General features: G+C 67.4%; 16 protein-coding genes. 5 read left to right on the forward strand and 11 right to left on the reverse strand.

Annotated elements, in window-relative coordinates:
- Positions 1-160 precede the first annotated feature (160 nt).
- From J8I33_RS00180 to J8I33_RS00195, 4 genes are all read right to left on the reverse strand, one after another.
- Positions 161-1627 (reverse strand): efflux transporter outer membrane subunit, encoded by a 1467-nt coding sequence (locus tag J8I33_RS00180; RefSeq protein WP_209924897.1) that lies wholly within the window; start codon positions 1625-1627, stop codon positions 161-163.
- A complete protein-coding gene (locus tag J8I33_RS00185; RefSeq protein WP_209932437.1) occupies positions 1620-2825 on the reverse strand; it encodes an efflux RND transporter periplasmic adaptor subunit in 1206 nt (401 codons plus the stop codon). The genes J8I33_RS00180 and J8I33_RS00185 overlap by 8 nt, the downstream gene beginning before the upstream one ends.
- Positions 2815-6069, reverse strand: a complete 3255-nt coding sequence (locus J8I33_RS00190) for an efflux RND transporter permease subunit (protein ID WP_209932444.1) — start codon at positions 6067-6069, stop codon at positions 2815-2817. Before J8I33_RS00190 ends, J8I33_RS00185 begins: the two co-directional genes overlap by 11 nt.
- A 234-nt stretch (positions 6070-6303) precedes the next feature.
- A complete protein-coding gene (locus tag J8I33_RS00195) occupies positions 6304-6441 on the reverse strand; it encodes a hypothetical protein (RefSeq protein WP_185625016.1) in 138 nt (45 codons plus the stop codon).
- A 51-nt stretch (positions 6442-6492) separates the two neighbouring features.
- Between J8I33_RS00195 and J8I33_RS00200 the strand changes: the two genes are divergently transcribed.
- Positions 6493-6867: a hypothetical protein gene (locus J8I33_RS00200; protein ID WP_050012847.1), complete on the forward strand. Its 375-nt coding sequence runs from the start codon at positions 6493-6495 to the stop codon at positions 6865-6867.
- 102 nt (positions 6868-6969) lie between these two features.
- On the opposite strand, the gene J8I33_RS00205 is transcribed toward J8I33_RS00200, so the two are convergent.
- From J8I33_RS00205 to J8I33_RS00215, 3 genes are all read right to left on the reverse strand, one after another.
- On the reverse strand, positions 6970-7728 hold the full coding sequence (locus J8I33_RS00205; protein ID WP_209932450.1) for an SDR family oxidoreductase: 759 nt from the start codon (positions 7726-7728) through the stop codon (positions 6970-6972).
- A gap of 184 nt (positions 7729-7912) precedes the next feature.
- Positions 7913-8860: an alpha/beta hydrolase-fold protein gene (locus tag J8I33_RS00210; RefSeq protein ID WP_050012845.1), complete on the reverse strand. Its 948-nt coding sequence runs from the start codon at positions 8858-8860 to the stop codon at positions 7913-7915.
- 61 nt (positions 8861-8921) lie between these two features.
- Complete coding sequence (locus J8I33_RS00215; RefSeq protein ID WP_050012876.1) at positions 8922-10019, reverse strand: OpgC domain-containing protein; 1098 nt, start codon at positions 10017-10019, stop codon at positions 8922-8924.
- 381 nt (positions 10020-10400) lie between these two features.
- Between J8I33_RS00215 and J8I33_RS00220 the strand changes: the two genes are divergently transcribed.
- Complete coding sequence (locus tag J8I33_RS00220; protein ID WP_050012844.1) at positions 10401-11555, forward strand: porin; 1155 nt, start codon at positions 10401-10403, stop codon at positions 11553-11555.
- A 41-nt stretch (positions 11556-11596) separates the two neighbouring features.
- Here the strand turns inward: J8I33_RS00220 and J8I33_RS00225 are convergent, their stop codons facing one another.
- Complete coding sequence (locus J8I33_RS00225) at positions 11597-12508, reverse strand: LysR family transcriptional regulator (RefSeq protein WP_209932456.1); 912 nt, start codon at positions 12506-12508, stop codon at positions 11597-11599.
- A 143-nt stretch (positions 12509-12651) separates the two neighbouring features.
- Here J8I33_RS00225 and J8I33_RS00230 point away from each other — a divergent pair, with 143 nt between their 5' ends.
- Together J8I33_RS00230 and J8I33_RS00235 are read left to right on the forward strand one after the other, a co-directional pair.
- Positions 12652-13653 (forward strand): aldo/keto reductase, encoded by a 1002-nt coding sequence (locus J8I33_RS00230; RefSeq protein WP_209932462.1) that lies wholly within the window; start codon positions 12652-12654, stop codon positions 13651-13653.
- Positions 13654-13781: 128 nt separating this feature from the next.
- Positions 13782-14522 (forward strand): sulfite exporter TauE/SafE family protein, encoded by a 741-nt coding sequence (locus tag J8I33_RS00235; RefSeq protein ID WP_209924904.1) that lies wholly within the window; start codon positions 13782-13784, stop codon positions 14520-14522.
- A gap of 83 nt (positions 14523-14605) precedes the next feature.
- Here the strand turns inward: J8I33_RS00235 and J8I33_RS00240 are convergent, their stop codons facing one another.
- The 3 genes from J8I33_RS00240 to J8I33_RS00250 form a co-directional block, all read right to left on the reverse strand.
- Positions 14606-16756 (reverse strand): hypothetical protein, encoded by a 2151-nt coding sequence (locus tag J8I33_RS00240; RefSeq protein WP_209932466.1) that lies wholly within the window; start codon positions 16754-16756, stop codon positions 14606-14608.
- Between the two features lie 504 nt (positions 16757-17260).
- Entirely contained in the window at positions 17261-17647 is a 387-nt protein-coding gene (locus J8I33_RS00245; protein WP_050012839.1) for an ester cyclase, read from the reverse strand.
- Between the two features lie 46 nt (positions 17648-17693).
- Positions 17694-18590: a LysR substrate-binding domain-containing protein gene (locus J8I33_RS00250; RefSeq protein ID WP_050012838.1), complete on the reverse strand. Its 897-nt coding sequence runs from the start codon at positions 18588-18590 to the stop codon at positions 17694-17696.
- Positions 18591-19089: 499 nt separating this feature from the next.
- Between J8I33_RS00250 and J8I33_RS00255 the strand changes: the two genes are divergently transcribed.
- Positions 19090-19965 carry a peptidoglycan DD-metalloendopeptidase family protein gene (locus J8I33_RS00255; RefSeq protein WP_209932471.1) on the forward strand — a complete coding sequence of 292 codons (876 nt, stop codon included), beginning with the start codon at positions 19090-19092 and terminating at the stop codon, positions 19963-19965.
- Positions 19966-19976: the final 11 nt, after the last annotated feature.

Below are 19976 nucleotides of genomic sequence, written 5' to 3' on the forward strand. Positions count from 1 at the left end.
GCAACGTGAAAAGAAATTCATGCATCGGCGCGCAGTCGCGGCGACATCAAACCGGCATGCCGTGAAGCGTTTCGCGCGGTCGGGCCGACGTAAAAAACGGCACCCGTCATCGCGACGGGTGCCTTGAAATACGACACGCCTCGTCCGTGTCGCAAGGGAATCAGTTCGTTGCACGGGCCGGTGTCGCGGCCGGTGCTTGCGTACCGGATCCGGCTTCATCGGTCGACCACCCGCCGCCCAGCGCGGCGATCAACCCCACCGCCGCCAGTTGCCGGCGCGTGTCCAGCGCCAGCATCGCAACCTTCGTATTGAGTTCGGTGGTCTGCGCGGTTACCACATCGAGATAGCTGACGACGCCGTCCCGATAGCGCGACATCGACAACTGCAACGTGCGTTCGGCCGCCTCGAGTGCTTCCTGCTCGCGATCGGCTTCGTCGCCGAGGTGATGCGTGAGTGCGAGGTTGTCTTCCACCTGCTGGCACGCGTCGAGCACCACCGCGCGGTATTTCGCGCCGTTCTCGGCCAACTGCGCGCGCGCCTGGTCGGTGAGCGCCTGGCGCCGGCCGCCGTCGAACAGCGTCAGCGCGAGGCTGGGCCCGATCGACCAGATCTCGTTCGGCGCGCGGAGCCAGTGGCCGAGGCCCGAGCTTTGGTAGCCGCCGACCAGCCCGAGCGTGACGTCGGGGAAGAACGCCGCGCGCACCACGCCGATCTTCGCGTTGGCGGCGGCCATGCGCCGCTCGGCGGCCGCGACGTCGGGTCGCCGCTGCAGCAGCGTCGCGGGAATGCCGGCCGGGATCGTCGGCAGGTACGCCGCGTTCAGGTTCGGCGTCAGCGAGAACGACGACGCCGGTACGCCCGTGAGCGTCGCGATCGCGTGCTCGTCGAGCGCGCGCCGCGCCCGTATGTCCTCGGCCGACGCGCGGGCCGAATCGAGCTGCGTCTGCGCGCGCGACACGTCGAGATCGGACGCGATGCCGCCCGCGTGCCGGCTCATCGTCAGGCGCAGCGCGCGCCGGTAGGTGTCGATCGTGTCGGCCAGCAACCGTTGCTGCTGATCGAGCCCGCGCAGGCTGAAGTACGCGCTGGCGAGGCTGGCCTGCAGGCTCAGTTGGACCGACGCGAGATCGTCGGCGCTGGCCTGTGCGTCGGCGCGCCCGGCCGCGACTTCGTTGCGGACTTTCCCCCACAAGTCGAGGTCGTAGTCGAAGCCGGCGTCGAGGGTGTTGTCGCCATAGACGTTCGGCTGGTTCGAGCCGCGCAGCGGCCGCGTGGCCGATTGGCGGTTGCTCGAGACCTGCGCGCCGAGGCCGATGGTCGGGAACAGCCCCGAGCGCGCCTGATCGAACAGCGCGGCCGCTTCGTCGTGGCGCGCCACGGCCGCGGCCACGTCGGGGTTGGCCGCGGCCACCCGTGCCTCGAGCCGGTCGAGCACGGGGTCGCGAAACGCCGTCCACCAGCCGTCGCGCGCGATGCGGTCGGCCGGCTTCGCGGCCTGCCAGCCGCCCGCTTCCTTGAAGCTGGCCGGCAGCGCCGTTTGCGGCGCGTGATAGGCGGGCGCGAACGAGCACGCGCAGAGGAACGCGACGCCGGCGAGCATCGCGCAGAGCCGAAGCCGGTTAGCCATGCGCACGCTCCGTGTTGCGCTTGGCAGACGCAACGGTGGGGGTCGGCGCCGCGAGCCTGACCGGGTCGCCGTCGGCCAGCGAATCGGGCGGATTGTCGATCACGCGATCGTCCGGCGCGAGGCCGGTCGCGATCTGCACGTGCGTGCCGAGATCGGTCGCGATCGTCACGGGCTTGAGTACCGCGCGATCGTCCTTGCCGACCACGGCGACCTGCAGGCCGGCCTGCCGGAAGATCAATGAGCTGGCCGGAATCGTCAGCACGTGGGTGCTGCCGGCCGATAGCGCGAAATGCACTTCGGTGTATTCGCCGGGGATCAGCTTGCCGTCGCGGTTGTCGACCATCAACTGGACGAGCAGCGTGCCGGTCGAATCGGCGATCGCGTCGTCGGTATCGACGAGCGTCGCCCGGAAGGTCTCGCCCGGATGCTCGGGCACGGTCAGCGTGGCCGTCATGCCGGGCCGGATCGCGGCGGCCTCGTTCTGCGGCACGCTCACGTAGACGCGCATCCGGTGGACGTCGGACACCGCAAACAGCTCCGGGCCGGCGCCGCCGCCGGCCGAGATCAACTGGCCGATGTCGGTCTTGCGCGCGGTGACGACGCCGTCGAACGGCGCGACGATGCGCTTGAACGCCTCCAGCGCGTCGAGGCGCCGCACGTTTGCTTCGTTGGCGGCGACGATCGCCTGCTTGGCCGCGAGGTCGCTGGTCTTCTCGTCGGTTTCCTGCTGCGACACCGAATCCTGCGCGAGCATTCTGGTCCAGCGCGCGGCCGTGGACGCGGCCAGCTTCTCGTTGGCGAGCGAGCTCTGCAGGTCGGCACGCGCCTGCTGCAATTGCTGGTCGAGTTCGGGCGTATCGATCAGCCCGAGCAATTGCCCCGACTTCACGTGCGCGCCGATATCGGTGTACCACGCATGCAGGTAGCCCGACACCTGCGCGTGGATCGGCGCGCTCTCGAATGCGGACAGATGGCCGGGCAGCACGAGCGTCGCGCCGTCGCCGCCGACCGACGGCGTGTACGCGACCACGGTCGGCACCGCCTGTTCGGCGGACCAGGTCGTCATTTCCTGTTTCGCGTGCGCGCGGCCGACGATGCCGGTCGCCACGATGCCGACCGCGATCAGCGCGGTGAGCGTGGCGACGAGCTTGAGGTTGGGCAGCCGTTTCGGCGACTTGATATCGATCTCAGTGGACATGGGAGGCTCCGGACGCGGAAAGGGAGGAAGCGCGGGGCGCGTCGTGCTTCAGCGCGTCGCGCCGATGCACGAGGCTGAACACGACGGGAACGAAGAACAGCGTCGCGATCGTCGCGCACGCAAGGCCGCCGATCACCGCGCGGCCGAGCGGTGCGTTCTGCTCGCCGCCGTCGCCGAGGCCGAGCGCCATCGGCGCCATGCCGATGATCATCGCGAGCGCGGTCATCAGCACCGGGCGGAACCGCGTGAAACCGGCTTCGAGCGCGGCGGCCAGCGCGTTGCCGGTGTCGGCCAGGCGTTCGCGCGCGAAACTGACGACGAGGATCGCGTTGGCGGTGGCCACGCCCATGCACAGGATCGCGCCGGTCAGCGCCGGCACCGACAGCGGCGTATGCGTGGTGAACAGCATCCAGACGATGCCGGCCAGCGCCGCCGGCAGCGCCGAGACGATCACGAAAGCGTCGGCCCACGAATGGAAGTTCACGACGATCAGCAGGTAGATCAGCACGATCGCGCCCACGAGGCCGAGCAGCAGGCCGGCGAACGCGCCGTTCATGGTCTGCACCTGGCCGCGCAGCGTGACGGTCGAGCCCTTCGGCAGATCCTTCGCGGTGGCTTTGACGATGCCGTCGATGTCGGCCGCGACCGCACCGAGGTCGCGCCCCTGGGTGGTCGCGTAGATGTCGAACAGCGGTTCGATGTTGTAGTGCGACACCACTGCGTTGCCGACGCCGCGCGTGATCGTGGCCAGGCCGCCCAGCAACTGGGACTGGCCGTTCGCGCCGGTGACCGGCAGGTTCCGCAGCGCCGACAGCGTGGTCATCCTGTACTGCGGCGTTTGCGCGACGATCGGATAGGACACGCCGTTGTGCGGGTTGAGCCAGTAGGTCGGGTCGACCTGGCTGGTGCCGGCCAGCGTCGCGACCACCGAGTTCGTCACGTCCTGCTCGGTGATGCCGAGCTGGTCGGCGCGCGTGCGATCGACCGTCACCGTGAACTGCGGATAGGTGCTGGCCTGCTGGATGCGCGGATCGGCGACGCCGGCGACCAGCCGCAGCTTGCGGTACAGCTCGCGCGCATAAGCGAGATTGGCCTGCTGGTTCGGGCCGGCCACCTGCAGGTCGACCGGCGCCGGCGCGCCGAAGTTGAGGATCTGGCTGACGATGTCGGCGGGCAGGAACGAGAACGTGGTGCCCGGATAGGCGCGCGGCAGGCGTTCGCGCAGCGTGTGCACGTAGTCGGCGGTCGGCGCGTGATCGTGCGACAGCGAGATCAGGATGTCGCCGTCCTGCGGCCCGAGCGTGCCGCTGTTGTTGTAGGTCAGGTTGATCCCGCTGTTCGGCAAGCCGATGTTGTCGATCACTGCGCGCAACTGCGCGGGCGGGATCACGCCGCGAATCGTGCTCTCGATGCGGTCGAGCTCGGCGGCGGTTTCCTCGACACGTGTGCCGACCGGCGCACGCACATGTAGCGCGATCTCGCCGGAATCGATGGTCGGGAAGAAATTGCGGCCGAGCGACGGGGCGAGCAGGAAGGACGCGGCCACGATGCCGAGGAAGGCGACGACGAACGGCTTGCGGCGCGTGAGCGCGAGGCCGAGCAGGATTCGGTACGACGCGCGCACGGCTTCGAAGCGGCGCTCGAACGCACGCTGGAAGCGCACCAGCGGATTGCGCGACGGCGGGACGTCGTGCGCGCCGGCATGGCCCGCGTGCGGATCCATGACCGCGGCCAGTTCGCCCGACGCGTGACCGGCCGATGCGTGCGGCTTGAGCAGGTATTGCGCGAGCATCGGCACGAAGGTGCGCGACAGCACGAACGACGATGCCATCGAGAAGATCACCGCCTTGGCCATCGGCACGAACAGGAAGCGCGAGATGCCGTCGAGCATCAGCATCGGCACGAACACGATGCAGATGCACAGCAGCGAGACGAGCGCCGGCATCACGATCTGTTTCGCGCCGTCGACGATCGCGGTGCGCGTGTCCTTGCCCTGTTCGAGGTGCCAGTTCACGTTCTCGATCGTCACGGTCGCATCGTCGACCAGGATCCCGACCGCGAGCGCGAGGCCGCCGAGCGTCATCACGTTGAGCGTTTCGCCGGTGGCCGCGAGCAGCGCGATCGCCGACAGCACGGCCAGCGGGATCGACGCGGCGATGATCAGCGTCGAGCGCCACGAGCCGAGGAACAGCAGGATCATCAGCGAGGTCAGCGCGGCGGCGATGATGCCTTCGCGCGCGACGCCGCTGACGGCGCCGTTCACGAAGGTCGACTGGTCGCCCATCGTGACGAGCTTCAGGCCCGGCGGCAGCGTCTGTTCGACCAGCGGCAGCTTCGCCTTCACGCCGGCGATGATGTCGAGCGTCGAGGCCGAGCCGTTCTTCAGGATGCTCATCAGCACCGCGCGGTGGCCGTCCACGCGCACGATGTTGCCCTGCGGCGGATAGCCGTCGCGCACGTGCGCGACGTCACGGACATAAATCGTCGTGCCGTCGACCGACTTGATCGGCAGGTCGTTCAGCGCGTCGAGCGAGAGCGGGCTGTTGTTGAGCTTGATGTTGTATTCGAAGCGGCCGATCTTCTGCGTGCCGGCCGGGATGATCTGGTTCTGCTGCGCGAGCGCGTGCGCGACGTCCTGCGCCGACAGCCCTTTCGACTGCAGCGCCTGCGGGTCGAGATCGATCTGCACTTCACGTGTCTTGCCGCCGTACGGCGTCGGAATCGCAACGCCCGGCACCGACAGCAACTGCGGTCGAATGAAGTTGACCGCGTAATCGCCGAGCTTCTGTTCGTCGAGCGTGTTGCTGGTCAGCGCGATCTGCAGCACGGGCACGGTCGACGCGTTGTAGTTGAGGATCTGCGGCGGCGTGGTGCCGGGCGGCATCTGCTTGAGCACGGTCTGCGAGATCGACGTGACCTGCGCGGTCGCCGTGCGGATATCGACCGTCGGCTGGAAGAAGATCTTCACGATGCCGTAGCCGCGGAACGATTGCGACTCGATATGCTGGACATCGTTGACCGTCGTGCCGAGCGTGCGCTCGTAGTACGTGATCACGCGTCCGGACATGTCGTCCGGCTGCAGGCCCGCGTAGTTCCAGACGACGCTGATCACCGGGATGCGGATGTCCGGGAAGATGTCGATCGGCGTTCGGACCGCCGCGAGCGGGCCCGCGATCAGGATCAGCAGCGCCAGTACGACGAACGTATAGGGCCGGGCGAGCGCGAGCCGGACAATTTTCAGCATGAGGTGCTGCTCCGTTCAATATCGTCGTGAAGAAGAGCCGGATGTGCGCGTCGTCGGGAAAAACCCGAGGCGCAACCGATGAGCGCATTCTGCGGAGCGGCCACTAACAGCCGGTCGCAAAAAAGATGAAACAAGTTTTAAGGAACGGGTGGGCTTAACCGGGCTGGTGGCCGCGAGCCGCGGATCGTCTTCGACGTCGGGATGTGTGCCACGGCGTGCGCGATGCCGGGGGAATCAGGCGGCGGCGAGATGCGTGGCGGTGCGGTCGGGCGTGCGATAGTGGGCAACCACATAGCCGATGAAGCTGCGCACTTTTCCAGCGCTTTCTAAAAAAAGATTCATGCGCAGTTCACGAATCTTCAGCCGGTTCACGTGTACCGAGGTCGATAATTGGATCGCGTAATTCCGGCAAGGACGACAAAAATGACACAACCGTTGAGCATCAAGATGATCGAGGAGCGCGGCAAGCTCGTGGTGCTGATGTCGATCGAACGGGGCGCAGCCGTGCTCGATCCGGAAGACGTGGACGCAGTCATCCAGTACTTGAGTCTGCTGCGCGCGTCGATGCAGCCGGCGGTGCCGGAGCGTCCGCCACACGGGCAGCAATTCGTGACGGAAATGGATCCCTGCTGGTATGCCGAGCGCCATCCGGTGCAGGGCGGCGTGGTGCTGTTACTGCGTCATGGCGGGCTCGGTTGGGCAAGCTTCGCACTACCGCCGTGCAGCCTCGAACGGTTGCACGCTTCGCTGACGCAACTGCTCGAGGACGAGCGGCGAGCGATCAGCCTGCCGCACTGAATCTGCGTCGCGAACGTGCTTGCATGCGGCGTCGTTGCGACGGAGTGATTCGGTAGCAGCCAGTGCGTGAACGCCGTCTCCCGGCACGGGCCGCGGCGCGCGCTATCCGCGCCCGACGAACGGCATCGCAGTCGCCATGATCGTCATGTTGAGGATGTTGGTGTCGAGCGGCAGATTCGCCATCTGGACGACCGCGTTCGCGACATGCGCGACGTCCATCCGCGGCTCGGGCGCCAGGCTGCCGTCCGCTTGCGGGACGCCTTGCGTCATCCGTTCCGTGAGCGACGTCGCGGCGTTGCCGATATCGATCTGGCCGCACGCGATGTTGTACCGGCGGCCGTCCAGCGCCAGCGACTTCGTGATACCGGTCACCGCGTGCTTGGTGGCCGTGTACGCGATCGTATCGGGGCGCGGTGCGTGCGCCGAGATCGAGCCGTTGTTGATGATCCGGCCGCCCTGCGGCATTTGCGTTTTCATCAGCCGCCACGCGGCGCGCGCACACAGAAAGACGCCGGTCAGGTTCGTCGCGACGACGCTGTTCCACACGTCGAGTTCGTATTCGTCGAGGGACACGACCGGGGCGTTGCGCCCGGCGTTGTTGAACAGGACGTCGAGCCGGCCGAACCGTTGCGCGATCTGCGCGAACGCGTGGTCGACCGAGGCCTCGTCGGTGACGTCGACGGGAAACACTTCGGCGTCGCTGCCGGCGGCGCGGATCGCGTCCTGCGTGTCGCGCAGCGACGCCTCCGTGCGCCCGAGCAGCGCGACGGTGAAGCCGGCCTGGGCGAGTGCGAGGGCCGCGGCGCGACCGATGCCGGAGCCGGCGCCCGTGACGGCGGCGAATTTCTTCGAGACGGACATGGCGTGATTTCCTGCGGGTCGAGTAGGGGAGGCAGGCGACGAACGATGTCATCGCCACTTCGGCAATGTAGACGAAATGCGGCGGGTACGGATTCAGGCGACGCCGTCAAGCGCATCGGATGCCATGGTTTTCGCTGAACGCGGAGCCGAGCAAGCGGCACGGCGGGACAATGCCCGCCGGCCGTCACTTCACGCACTCCAGCGCATACTTCAACCCCTGCCCGAGCAACCCGCGCCAGACGTCCCACGTGTGCCCGCCGTCGACGATGCGCAGCTCGGCCGGGTTCTGCGCGCGGCGCAGGTGCGTGTACAGCACGCTCGATTCCGCCTGGATCGTCAGGTCGTCGTCGCCGGCCGCGATGAACATCGGCACGCGCCAGTTGCGCGCGAAATAGCCGCGCAGCAGTGCCGGGTAGTTCAGCTCGTGCCACACGCGCGAATCGAACTGCCGGTCGCCGAACACGCCGACGTAGCGCGCGGCGGAATTGAGCGGCGGCTCGTTCGCATAGATCGCGGGGCTCAGCAGCATCGCGCCGCAGAACAGCCCCGGTTCGAGCAGCGAGAAGCGCAGCGCGCCGAAGCCGCCCATCGACACGCCGCCGATCGCGCGGCCCGCGCGCTGGTTCGACACCGCGAAGTGCGCTTCGACTTCGGGCAGCAGGTCGTTGAGGAACGCGCTCTGCATCTTCTCCTTGCGGTCGACGTACCAGTCGGTGCCGCCCTGCGGCATCACGATCACGACCGGCGGAATGTCGTGGCGCTCGATCAGCGTGTCGGCGGTGGCCTGCAGCCGGCCTTGCGTGACCCAGTCGTTCGCGTTGCCCGCGTTGCCGTGCAGCAGGTACATCACCGGGTAGCGCGCGCCTTCCGGGTTGTAGCCGGGCGGCAGGTAGACCGTGTACGACCAGTCGCGCTTCAGCGACGCCGACCGGAACGTGCGCAGCACGACGCTGCTGCCCGGATTGACGGGCGGCTCCTGCGCGGTCGATGGCGTCGTCGCGGTCTGGACGGCCGGCGGCGCGGGCGATATGGCCGGCGCGGCGGCAGGCGCGGCCGACGGTGGCGTGGCGTGGGCGGTGGCGATCGCGCCGGCGATCAGGGCGAGGGCGAATGGAAGGGCGAGTCGGCGCATGGCGAATCGTTTCAGGAGTGGCGCCGGCTATCGTAGCAGCGGCGCATGACGGCGCGGCGCGTCATGGCCGCGAACCGAACGGCAGCCGCGCGACGAGCGGCCCGTAGAGTTTGGCGACGAGATACAGCAGTCCGATCGCGACCACGTCGGCGGTCAGGCCGAGCGGCACGTCGAGATAGCCTTCGGTCGCCTGGTAGAGCAGCGAATCGACCGCGAGCGAGATGCCGGTGCCCGCGACGAAGCACAGCAATCCCTGCCGGCCGATCGTGCCGATCCACGGCATCGCGTGCGCGACCTTCTTCATCCAGCCGAGGTGCACGAGCTTGGCGGCGAGCCACGCGATCGCGAGGAAGTTCACGAGCCGTAGCGCGCCGAGGTTCTGCTTGATCGACGGATCGGTCGGGAACGGCTCGATGCGCAGCCGGTAGTACGCGCCGGCCGCGACGATCGCGAGCGCCGCGGCCGTCAGCAGCCAGCCCTGCGGCTTCGGCGCGAGGGTCTGGTAGACGGGCTGGCAGCGCGCGATCACGCCGAGCACGAACAGGAATTGCCACGCGAACGGGTTGAAATCCCACGGCGCGCCTTCGACGGTCGGCAAGAAGCGTGCGACGTGCGGCGCCGCGTACCACAGCGATCCGCTGAACGCGAGCATCAGCCAGGGCTGCGTGCGCGCGAGCGGCAGCGCGAGCGGGACGAGCAGCGCGAAGAACGCGTACATCGGCAGCACCGACGCGAGGTAGGGCTGGCGGCGGAACAGCAGGATGTCGCGCAGCGCGGCGAGCGGCTTGTGCAGCAGGCCGTCGAGATCGTTGGTCGGCATGTTCGGGCCGTCGATCGCGAACGCGTTCAGCACGGCGGTGATCAGCAGCATCAGGCCGGCCGTCACCAGGAACGCGCGGTAGATCTCGAACGCGCGCCGGATGAAACGCTGGCGTGCGGCGGCCTCGTCATGCCGCTCGGCGAGCGAGTTGTACGCAATGGCGGTCGCGAAGCCGCCGAGGAACACGAACACCTCGGCCGCGTCGCACAGCGCGTACGCGTGCAGCGTCACGCGCGACAGGATGCTGCCGCCGATGTGGTCGACGACGATGACGAGCAGCACGAGGCCGCGGAAGAAATCGAGCTCGGCGTAGCGGCCGGCCCGGGCCGGCGCGGTCATCGGGGCGCCTTTCGGCACGGGCCGCGGGCACGGCCGGCACGCGCCGCGCATGAATCGGGGTCAAGCATGACTTCGTGAAGAAATGGCGAACGGATGCGCATTGTGCCATCGATGCGAAGCCTTTCGGGTTTACGCGAATGGCGGGCCGGCCGGCCGCTACCGACAAGCCCGGTCAGGCCGTCCGCGCAAGGGGCAGTTGGACGAGCGCAACGCTTTGCGCGCGACGACCCGCACCCGATGGACGGGCGGTTTGCGTCGTGACACCATTTTGTCCTCACGCGGCCGCACACCGCGTCGTCCGCCCTGCGGGCCACACATACAACAGATCGAACAATTCGCCGGGCGCATGGCCTGCCCGGCCCCCGGCTCCGGAGATTCGTCATGAGGAAGCACGTCATTTTTGTCGCCGCGCTCGCCGCCTTCGCCGCGCCGGCCTTTGCCGAGACCAGCGTGACGCTGTACGGCGTGATCGACGAAGGCTTCAATTACACGAACAACGTCAACGTCAATGGGGTCGGAAAGACCAATTACCAGCTCGCAAGCGGCTATGCTCAGGGCAGCCGGTGGGGCCTGAAGGGCAGCGAGGATCTCGGCGGCGGGCTGAAGGCGGTCTTCACGCTGGAAAACGGTTTCGACGTGAACAACGGCCGGCTCGGCCAGGGCGGCCGCATGTTCGGCCGTCAGGCGTTCGTCGGGTTGTCCGAGTCTCGCTTCGGCACGCTGACCTTCGGCCGTCAGTACGATGCCGTCGTCGACTATCTCGCGCCGCTGACCGCGAACGGCAACTGGGGCGGCACGCTGTTCTCGCACCCGTTCGACAACGACAACACGGACAACTCGTTCCGCGTCAACAACACGGTCAAGTACGCGAGCGCCGACTGGAACGGCCTGACGTTCGGCGGCACGTACAGCTTCAGCAACAGCACGGGCTTCTCGAACAACCGCCAGTACAGCATCGGCGCGCAGTATTCGCTGGCCGGGCTGCAGGTCGCGGCCGCGTACCTGCAGGCGAACAACCCGGGCATCGGCAACGCGGGCGCGATCGCGGCCGACGACGCGAACTTCGTCGCCGATCGGCTGCGCATCTTCGGCGGCGGCGTCAACTACACGTTCGGCCCGGCGACGGTCGGCGTCGTCTATACGAAGACCGACGTGAAGAACCCGGTATCGACGGTCTACCTGCCGGCGTCGACGTTCGCCGGCCTCGGGCTGACCGCGACGAAGTTCCAGAACTTCGAGATCAACGGCAAGTACCAGCTCACGCCCGAGTTCTACCTCGGCGCGCAGTACGTGTATACGGACGGCAAGTACGACGCCGCGGCCGGTTCGTTCAAGCCGAAGTACCACACGGTCGGCCTGATGGCCGACTACAGCCTGTCGAAGCGCACCGACGTGTACCTGCAGGGCGCGTGGCAGAAGGTGGGCGGCGACAAGACGGGCACGGCAGCCGACGGCGGCTATGTCGTCGGGACCGACGGCCCGTCGGCGTCGTCGAACCAGTTCGCGGTGCGCGCCGCGATCCGCCACAAGTTCTGAGGGCGCCGGCGCCGGGGTGAACGGCCCCGGCACGGCCGTCGTCAGTCCGCCCGGTGCGCGCCGTCGAGCGTTTCCGCGAGCCAGTCGACGAAGATCCGCACGCGCGGCGCGAGATGCCGGCCGGTCGGAAACACCACCGACACGGGCAGCGGCCCCGCATTCCATTCCGGCAGCACCTCGACCAGCGAGCCGTCGGCGAGCAGCGGCGCGAGCCCGTCGCGCGGCGCCTGGATCAGCCCGAGGCCCGCGAGGCAGCACGCGAGATACGCCTGCGAGCTGTTGACCGACACGACGCTGTGCATCTTCACCGTGTGCATCTCGCCCGAATCCATGTCCGTATATTCCCAGTCCAGCTCGCGGACCGTGCGGCTCGAGAAATAGCCGACCGCGACGTGGTCCGGCAGATCGTCCGGCGAGCGGGGCAGGCCGTGTCGCGCGAGATACGCGGGCGACGCGCAGTTGATCTGCGCCATTTCGCCGACGCGCCGCGCGACGAGCGACGTGTCGGACAGCACGCCGACCCGCACCGCGCAGTCGATGCCGTCCGCGACGAGATCGACGAAGCGGTCGGTCGTGCTGATCGCGATGCGCAGGTCGGGATAGCGCGCGTGGAAATCGGGCAGTGCCGGAATCACCTGGTTCAGCGCGAACCGCTCGGGCAGATCGACGCGGATCACGCCGCGCGGCGACGCGCCGGCATCCTCGAACAGCGTCTCCGCATCGTCGAGGTCGGCGAGCAACTGCACGCAGCGCTCGTAGTAGGTCGCGCCCTCGGCCGTCAGCGCGACGCGCCGCGTCGTGCGTTGCAGCAGGCGGATCTTCAGGTGCTTTTCCAGATACTGGACGGCATTGCTGACCGTCGGGCGCGGCAGCTGGAGCTGCTCGGCCGCTTTCGTGAAGCTGCCGAGATGGGCGACGCGCGCGAAGACGCGCATTGCTTGCAGATGGTCCATGCGGGCGAGAACCTTGGCGGGAACGGGAACAAGGCTCCATTGTTAATCACCGTCGAATGGTTTGGTGGGGCGTTTCGCGTTTATCGCGCGGCGTCGTGCGGCCAGAATCCGTTTCATCCACTCACCATTCGAAGGAAACGGACATGGACAGGCGTCAACTGGGCCGCACGGGCCCACAGGTTTCGGCGATCGGGCTCGGCTGCATGGGGATGTCGGATCTCTACGGGCCGGCCGATCGCGACGAAAGCATCGCGACGCTGCACGCGGCGCTCGACCACGGCATCACGCTGCTCGATACCGGCGACTTCTACGGGATGGGCGACAACGAGATGCTGATCCGCGACGCGCTGCGCGGCCGGGCGCGCGACCAGGTGGTGATCAGCGTGAAGTTCGGCGCGCTGCGCGATCCGGCCGGCGGGTTTGCCGGCTACGACGCGCGGCCCGCGGCGATCCGGAACTTCGTCGCCTATTCGCTGAAGCGGCTCGGCACCGACTACCTCGACATCTACCGGCCGGCGCGGGTCGATCCGGCGGTGCCGATCGAGGAGACGGTCGGCGCGATCGCCGATCTCGTGAAGGCCGGCTACGTGCGCCATATCGGGCTGTCGGAAGTCGGCGCGGACACGATCCGCCGCGCGGCCGCCGTCGCGCCGATCGCCGATCTGCAGATCGAATACTCGTTGCTGTCGCGCGGGATCGAGGCCGAGATCCTGCCCGTCTGCCGCGAGCTCGGCATTGGCGTGACGGCCTACGGCGTGCTGTCGCGCGGGCTGCTGGGCGGGCGCTGGACGGCGGCGCGGCAGGGCGAGCGCGATTTCCGCGCGGCGAGCCCGCGCTTCCAGGGCGAGAACCTCGCGCACAACCTCGCGCTGGTCGACGCGCTGCGCGCGATCGCCGACGAGAAGGGCAGCAATCCGGCGCAGGTCGCGATTGCGTGGGCGCTGTCGCGTGGCGCCGACATCGTGCCGCTGGTCGGCGCGCGCAAGCGCACGCAACTGCAGGACGGTTTGCTGGCGACAGAATTGCAACTAACGGTCGAAGAGCGTACACGCATCGAAGCGGCGGTTCCCGCCGGGGCGGCTGCCGGTGAGCGCTATCCGGCCGCGCAGATGGCGCACCTCGACAGCGAGCAGGGCCGGGGGTGATGCATGGGGCCGGGTCGGGGCCCCGAAGCCCCGTCCGGCGGGCCCGAGCCAGCCTCAGGCAAAGCCAGATGGCGGGCGGCATGGCGGGCAGGCACCATCGGCGCCGTACTCAACGGACGAATGCCGCCATGTCAATTCAGACGCTGACGATCATCGTGCTGGTTTTCCTGCTGGCCGGCGCGGTGAAGGGGATGATCGGGCTCGGGCTGCCGACGATCGCGATGGGGCTGCTGACGCTCGCGATGCCGCCGTCGGCCGCGGCGAGCCTGCTGCTCGTGCCGTCGTTCATCACCAACGTGTGGCAGTTGTGGCTCGGCCCGTCGTTCGGCGCGCTGCTGCGCCGGCTGTGGCCGCTGCTCGCCGGCCTGACGGTCGGCACGCTGACGGGCGGGCTGCCGGCGCTCGCGGCCGGCAGCACATGGACGCACGCGGCGCTCGGCGTCGTGCTCGTGCTTTACGGGGTATGGGGGCTGGCGGCGGCGCGATTGCCCGCGCCGGGCCGCCATGAAACATGGCTGTCGGCCGTGGTCGGCTACCTGACGGGCGTCGTGACGGCCGCGACCGGCGTGTTCGTCGTACCGGCCGTGCCGTACCTGCAGGCGCTGCGGTTGTCCAAGGACGATCTGATCCAGGCGCTCGGGCTGTCGTTTACCGCATCGACGATCGTGCTCGGCTTGCAATTGCGCGTGACGGGCGCGCTGCAGACGGTCGATCTCGGCGTGTCGGCGCTCGCGCTCGTGCCCGCGCTGGCGGGGATGGCCGGTGGCCAATACGCGCGGCGCGTGATGAGCGAGAAGATGTTCAAGCGTTGCTTCTTCGTCGGGCTGATCGCGCTGGGCGCGTATATGGCGGGATCGCGGTGGTGGTGAACGCGGGCCCGGGCACTGCATGATCCCGAAGCCGGCTTCGGCAACCGGCTTCGGGAAGGGGCGCGGGAGCGCGGTCTTGTCGCTTACGCCGGATCGGCGTACTTCAGCGTCCACCCGACCGTGCGGGTCGCGCCCGCGCCGAGCGCGAACGGCTTCGTCGTGCACGCGAAGTTCGAATGCAACTGCCCGATCGGCGTCGTCGACAGCGGATTCGTCGTGCCGTTCGCGGTGTCGAAGGCGGACAGCGCGCAGTTGTCGAACCCGGATGCCGCATAGCGCGTCGCCGCGCTGTTTGCGTACGTTACCGACACGCCGTCGCCGTTGGCCTGCGTCGACGCGAAATCCGCGAACGACGTGAAGTCCGTCTCGACCGCGAGGTTGCCCGCGAGCGTGCCCGAACTCAGCGTATCGCTGCGCGAGATCATGCCGTGCGCGAACGTCAGCACCGTGTGCACCAGCAGGTCGAGATCCGTCGTGTACGCGGTGTTCTTCGACGCGACGCGGAACTTCGTCGTATCGAACGACACGATCACCTGGCCGTTGCTTTGCTGCACGTTCAGGTTCTTGTAGTACGTGACGGGAATGTAGGTCTTCGCGTTGTACGTCACCTGCGGCACCAGCAGCGCATAGCCGAGGTCGGTCGTGCCGTAGATCAGCTTGTCCGAGAACGGCACCGGGTAATACGGCGTGTATGCGTCGTAGTCGGGCGCCTGGCTGAGGTTCAGGTTGATCACGCGCCGGCCGTCGCGCACGGTGAGCAGCGCGGCGCTGTACGGATGCGCGGCATCGCCCGGCTGGTTGTACCAGGTGAGCGTGTAGCGCGGCAGCGCGTCGAGCCACGCGCGGTAGTCCGCATCGGCCATCGGCGCCTGGCCGCCGAAGCCGAGCTTGTTCCACCATGCGTTCACGTACAGGTACTGGTGCAGCAGGCTGAAGTTCTCGCCCATCACGCGCGGCTTGCCGCGATACGTGTCGGTGCCGCGGCCCTTGACCCACATGTTCACCGACGGCGTCGGCAGCGACGGGTCGTACCAGTACGTGTCGAAACGACGCGCGGCCTGATAGATGAATGCATACGCAACCTGTTTCTCGCGATCGGTCAGCACGCCGGCATTGGCCGCGGCCGTCAGCACCTCCATGAACGCGGAATCGCCGTACGGGCCGATCGAGCGGCCGTAGTTGAAGCCCTGGCCGTCGGCGTTCAGCTGCGGCAGGATCAGGTCGACCGACTTGCGCAGATAGCCCTTCAGCTCCGGCGTCAGATTCGCTTCGTTGCCCATCTCGAACGTGCGCTCGACCACTTCGCCGATCAGCAGCGTGCTGTAGCGGTCGAAGCGCGTCTGGTCGTAGTAGGTCGTGTGCGTGTTCGATGCTTCGTCGGAGAACCCGCCCGACGAGTCGTTGCGGATGTGGTTCGTCAGCGTGTACAGCAGCGCGTCGCGTGCGCTCATCGTCGCGACCGCCGGATCGGTCTTCGATGCGAACGACGGGCTGCTCCAGCCGAGCTTCTGGCGCAGCCCGGCAATGCCGTAGGACACCGCATAGTAGTTCTGCGCGGTGTTGAGCGACGCGATGTCGATCGGCGTGCCGGCGGCCGGGCAGGTCGTGGTCTTGCCGCTCGCATCGGGGCCGAACATGTCGCAGAACGTGAGCCGCTGCTGCAGCGTCGCCAGCATCGCATCGCTGAAGACTTCGTTGAGCATGCCGTGCGCCTTCAGGTTGTTCAGCGCGACGAGGTAGTAGTACTCGCCCCACGAGGTATTCGCATACGCGTAGTTGCCGCCCGACTGCGCCATCATCGCGGTCGTGATCGTCTGGTACGTCGCGAGGTAGCTCGCGTATTGCGGGTCGTTCTTCGCCTTCATGTCGATCAGGATGTAGGACAGGCCGAGCGCGAGCTTGCCGGGCAGGAATTTGTCGCCGGTATTCGTGTCGAGCACGTGGACGGGCGTGCCGTCGCCGAGATCCATCACCACCTGCGTGAAATCGGGCGATTTCCGGATCAGGTCGAACAGCGCGCGCATCTGGCCCATCATCGTGAGCGGGATGTTCGTGCCGGCCGGCACGCGGGTGTCGGGCGCGCCGTAGACGAGCGCCTGCAGCGAGTTCGCTGCGAGCGTGGGCGGGGTGGACGTAGGGGGCGCCGACGGCGTGTCGGTCACGTCGTTGCCGCCGCACGCGCTGACGAGCACGACGGAAAGGGCGCTGAGCGCGAATCTGCTGCGCGGATGCATGGTGTCTCCAATTTTGAATAGTGATGAAGCACGGGCACGTGTCGCCGATGCCGCGCTCGGTGCCCGTACCGGGCGTCCGCCTTGCAAACCCTGATCCTTGAAGACGGACGGCCTGAATCGCAAATCGAGCAGGCAAGCGTTCCCCCTGCACGGGCCGTGATCGGCGTCGCGCTCGAGCATTGGAAAACGTTTTCCAAATTTAGGCATCGATCGGCGCGATGTCAATGAACTTTCACATCGGATGCGCCGGTAGAAACCCGAATGGAGGAAGCCGGGGCGTGCGAGAGGGGAATCGGAATTACGCGTAAATCGTCGGGATGTTTATCTTGACGATCGCGTGGTCATCGTGCGAAAGAAAAGCTTTGAAGCGGTGAGGGCAAGCATGGGCGGGAAACGGGTTCTCGGTGCATGAAGAGAGAAAACGTTATCCATAAGAATCGGAATGCAGCGAACCGCTCACGGCCGCCCGCCGCCGCATGCGCCGACCCGCCGTTTCGACGACGTTCAAAGCTGCTTCTCGATCGCCGCCTTGTCGATCACCGACCACACCTGGCGGATCTTGCCGTCGTGAAACTCGTAGAACACGTTTTCGGCGAACGTGACCTTGCGGCCGTCGACGGCGAGCCCCATGAACGTTCCTTTCGGCGAACACGCGAAGCGAAGGCGGCACGCGACGCGCGGCGGCTCGCACACGAGCAGCCGGATGTCGAAGCGCAGATCGGGAATGTCGCGGAAGTCCTGTTCCAGCATCGCGCGGTAACCGGCGAGGCCGAGCGGCCGGTCGTTGTGGATCACGTCGTCGGACACGTATTCGCCGAGCGCCGTCCAGTCCTGCCGGTTCAGGCAGTCGATATACGCGCGATAGCGGGTGGCGAGATCGGTATCGGTCATGGCGATGTCTCCGTAGGTCGATGGGACGAATCGAATGCGGCGCGCGTTACGGCGGCGGCGCGTCGCCCGACAGGAACGCGACGAACTCGCGCGTGTACTTCGGCAGCGCGTCGAACGACCGCGCGCAGAGCGTCAGTTTCCGATGGCTCCACGGATCGGACAACTCGACGAGCCGCACGTCCATCGTCTGCATCGCGCGCTCGGCCGCATGCCGCGACACGATGCCGATGCCCACGCCGCTCGCGATCATGCGGCAGATCGCGTCGAAGCTCTTCAACTGCACGCGATAGCGGATCCGCTTGCCGAGCGCGCGCGCCTGGTCGGCGAGATGCACCTGCAGCGCGCTGCCGTCGGTGAGGCCGATGAAGTCTTCGCCGGCGATGTCGTCGAACGCGACCGCGCCGTACGACGCGAGCGGATGCGTGGCCGGCACGACGACGATCAGCCAGTCTTCGCGGAACGGCTTCTGTTCGAGGCCGCCGAGCCCGACCGAATCGGCGACGATGCCGACCTCGGCCGTCTTGTTGCGGATCGCATGCACGATCTCCTGGCTCGAGCGTTCCTCGACGCTGATCGACAGCTTCGGATGGTGCGGCAGGTAATCGGCCAGCGCATCGGGCAGGTATTCGCTCAGCGACGCGGTGTTGCACAGCAACCGGATATGGCCGCGCAGCCCCTGGCCGTATTGCTGCAGTTCGCCGCGCATGTGATCGATCTGCTGCAGCACGGTGCGCGCGTGGTGTTCGAGCGCGCGGCCCGCGTCGGTGGCCTGCGCGCCGGACTTGGTCCGGTGCAGCAGCGGCACGCCCAGCTCGTCCTCCATCCCGCGAATGCGCTCGCTCGCGGCCTGCAGCGTGATGTGCGTTCGCTCGGCGCCGCCCGTGATCGTGCCGGCTTCGCAGATGTTCAGGAAGAGCCGCAGGTCGGTCAGGTCGAAGCGCATGATGGGCGGAGGGATGGCTGGGGGAATGGCCGATAAGTTAGCAGGAACCGCGGCGGCGGTCTCAGGGCCAGCCTGAGACCCGGTTCGTCGCTTCCGCATTTTCGGGGCGCGATCGACGCCCGATCATGGACACACATCAACCGGGGAGCCCGTCATGCGGATCGATTCGTCATGGGGTGTGTCCTTCAAGATCGCGCTGCATCTGCTGTTCCTGTGCATCGGTGTCGCGTGGGCCGGTGCCGAATTCGTCGCATGGTTGCGATGAATGTCGTCGCGCGACTATCGAAACAAATGAACCATAGTTTTTTGTGACGAAAATTCTTCCGTTTTTCTGCGCCCAGACCATCAAGTTTTTCCGGATCGGACCGTATTACCGGTAGCGAATGCCGGCCGGCATCCGGTCCGTGATCGTTTGTCATCATTGTTTGCATCCGGTTACACGTCGGCCGTTCCGTTTTTGAGATGCTTGAAAGATTGTCAAACCGGAGTCGGATCGTCCATGAAAACGCGCGAGATTCACCGCAAGGCGGCGTGGCTGTCGGGCCTGGCCGCCGTGCTTGTCATGGCCGGTTGTGCAAATACGCAGTCCGTTCCGCCGAGCGACACGCTGGCGGCGCAGCCCTCTGATTCGAGCTCGTCCGCCGCGGCGCCGCCGGCCGCCACGATGCCGGCCGCGCCGATGCCGGCCGCGCCGATTCTCGTCGCGCGGAAATATATCGTGAAACGCGGCGACACGCTGACGGGCATCGCCACCGCGAACGATTGCAGCGTGGCCGACTTGCGCACCTGGAACAAGCTGGCCGCGAACGGCAGGCTGCGCATGGGGCAGGTGCTGCGGATCGTCAAGCAGCAGCCGCTGCCGCCCGCGGGCGCGGCCGGCACGCAGGTCGTCGCGAGCAATGGCGCGGCGGGTAATCAGGGAACTGCGCAGGCCACGTCGCCGGCCAGCGCGTCGACCGCGAACGACCGTCAGGTCGTCAAGGAAACGAAGCGTCATGCGGGCGGCGTCGCGCTCAAGTGGCCGGCGACCGGCAAGATCGTCGAAGGGTTCCGGCCCGGGCAGAACCGAGGCATCCAGATTGCCGGCCGGCCGGGCGACCCGGTCCGCGCCGCGGCAGATGGGCGCGTGATGTACGCGGGCACCGGCCTGAACGATTACGGCAGCCTGATTATCGTCCAGCACAACGCGGATTTCCTGACCGCCTATGCGCACAACCGCAAGCTGCTCGTGAAGACGGGCGACATCGTGCATCAGGGCGATGCGATCGCCGAGATGGGCGACCTCGACAACTCGCGCGTCGCGCTGCTGTTCGAGGTGCGACGCGACGGCAAGCCGGTGAATCCGATGCCGTACCTGCCTTCGTCGCAAGGGTGAAGCGGGGCCGT

This window comes from Burkholderia sp. AcTa6-5, from assembly GCF_017815075.1.
Classification (GTDB): domain Bacteria; phylum Pseudomonadota; class Gammaproteobacteria; order Burkholderiales; family Burkholderiaceae; genus Burkholderia; species Burkholderia sola.

Excerpts from the sequence above, each read along its gene's own strand:
- J8I33_RS00190 (WP_209932444.1), bottom strand. The coding sequence starts at position 6,069 with ATGCTGAAAATTGTCCGGCTCGCGCTCGCCCGGCCCTATACGTTCGTC.
- J8I33_RS00255 (WP_209932471.1), top strand. The coding sequence starts at position 19,090 with ATGAAAACGCGCGAGATTCACCGCAAGGCGGCGTGGCTGTCGGGCCTG.
- J8I33_RS00210 (WP_050012845.1), bottom strand. The coding sequence starts at position 8,860 with ATGCGCCGACTCGCCCTTCCATTCGCCCTCGCCCTGATCGCCGGCGCG.
- J8I33_RS00180 (WP_209924897.1), bottom strand. The coding sequence starts at position 1,627 with ATGGCTAACCGGCTTCGGCTCTGCGCGATGCTCGCCGGCGTCGCGTTC.
- J8I33_RS00250 (WP_050012838.1), bottom strand. The coding sequence starts at position 18,590 with ATGCGCTTCGACCTGACCGACCTGCGGCTCTTCCTGAACATCTGCGAA.
- J8I33_RS00220 (WP_050012844.1), top strand. The coding sequence starts at position 10,401 with ATGAGGAAGCACGTCATTTTTGTCGCCGCGCTCGCCGCCTTCGCCGCG.
- J8I33_RS00185 (WP_209932437.1), bottom strand. The coding sequence starts at position 2,825 with ATGTCCACTGAGATCGATATCAAGTCGCCGAAACGGCTGCCCAACCTC.
- J8I33_RS00230 (WP_209932462.1), top strand. The coding sequence starts at position 12,652 with ATGGACAGGCGTCAACTGGGCCGCACGGGCCCACAGGTTTCGGCGATC.
- J8I33_RS00205 (WP_209932450.1), bottom strand. The coding sequence starts at position 7,728 with ATGTCCGTCTCGAAGAAATTCGCCGCCGTCACGGGCGCCGGCTCCGGC.
- J8I33_RS00245 (WP_050012839.1), bottom strand. The coding sequence starts at position 17,647 with ATGACCGATACCGATCTCGCCACCCGCTATCGCGCGTATATCGACTGC.
- J8I33_RS00235 (WP_209924904.1), top strand. The coding sequence starts at position 13,782 with ATGTCAATTCAGACGCTGACGATCATCGTGCTGGTTTTCCTGCTGGCC.
- J8I33_RS00200 (WP_050012847.1), top strand. The coding sequence starts at position 6,493 with ATGACACAACCGTTGAGCATCAAGATGATCGAGGAGCGCGGCAAGCTC.
- J8I33_RS00225 (WP_209932456.1), bottom strand. The coding sequence starts at position 12,508 with ATGGACCATCTGCAAGCAATGCGCGTCTTCGCGCGCGTCGCCCATCTC.
- J8I33_RS00240 (WP_209932466.1), bottom strand. The coding sequence starts at position 16,756 with ATGCATCCGCGCAGCAGATTCGCGCTCAGCGCCCTTTCCGTCGTGCTC.
- J8I33_RS00215 (WP_050012876.1), bottom strand. The coding sequence starts at position 10,019 with ATGACCGCGCCGGCCCGGGCCGGCCGCTACGCCGAGCTCGATTTCTTC.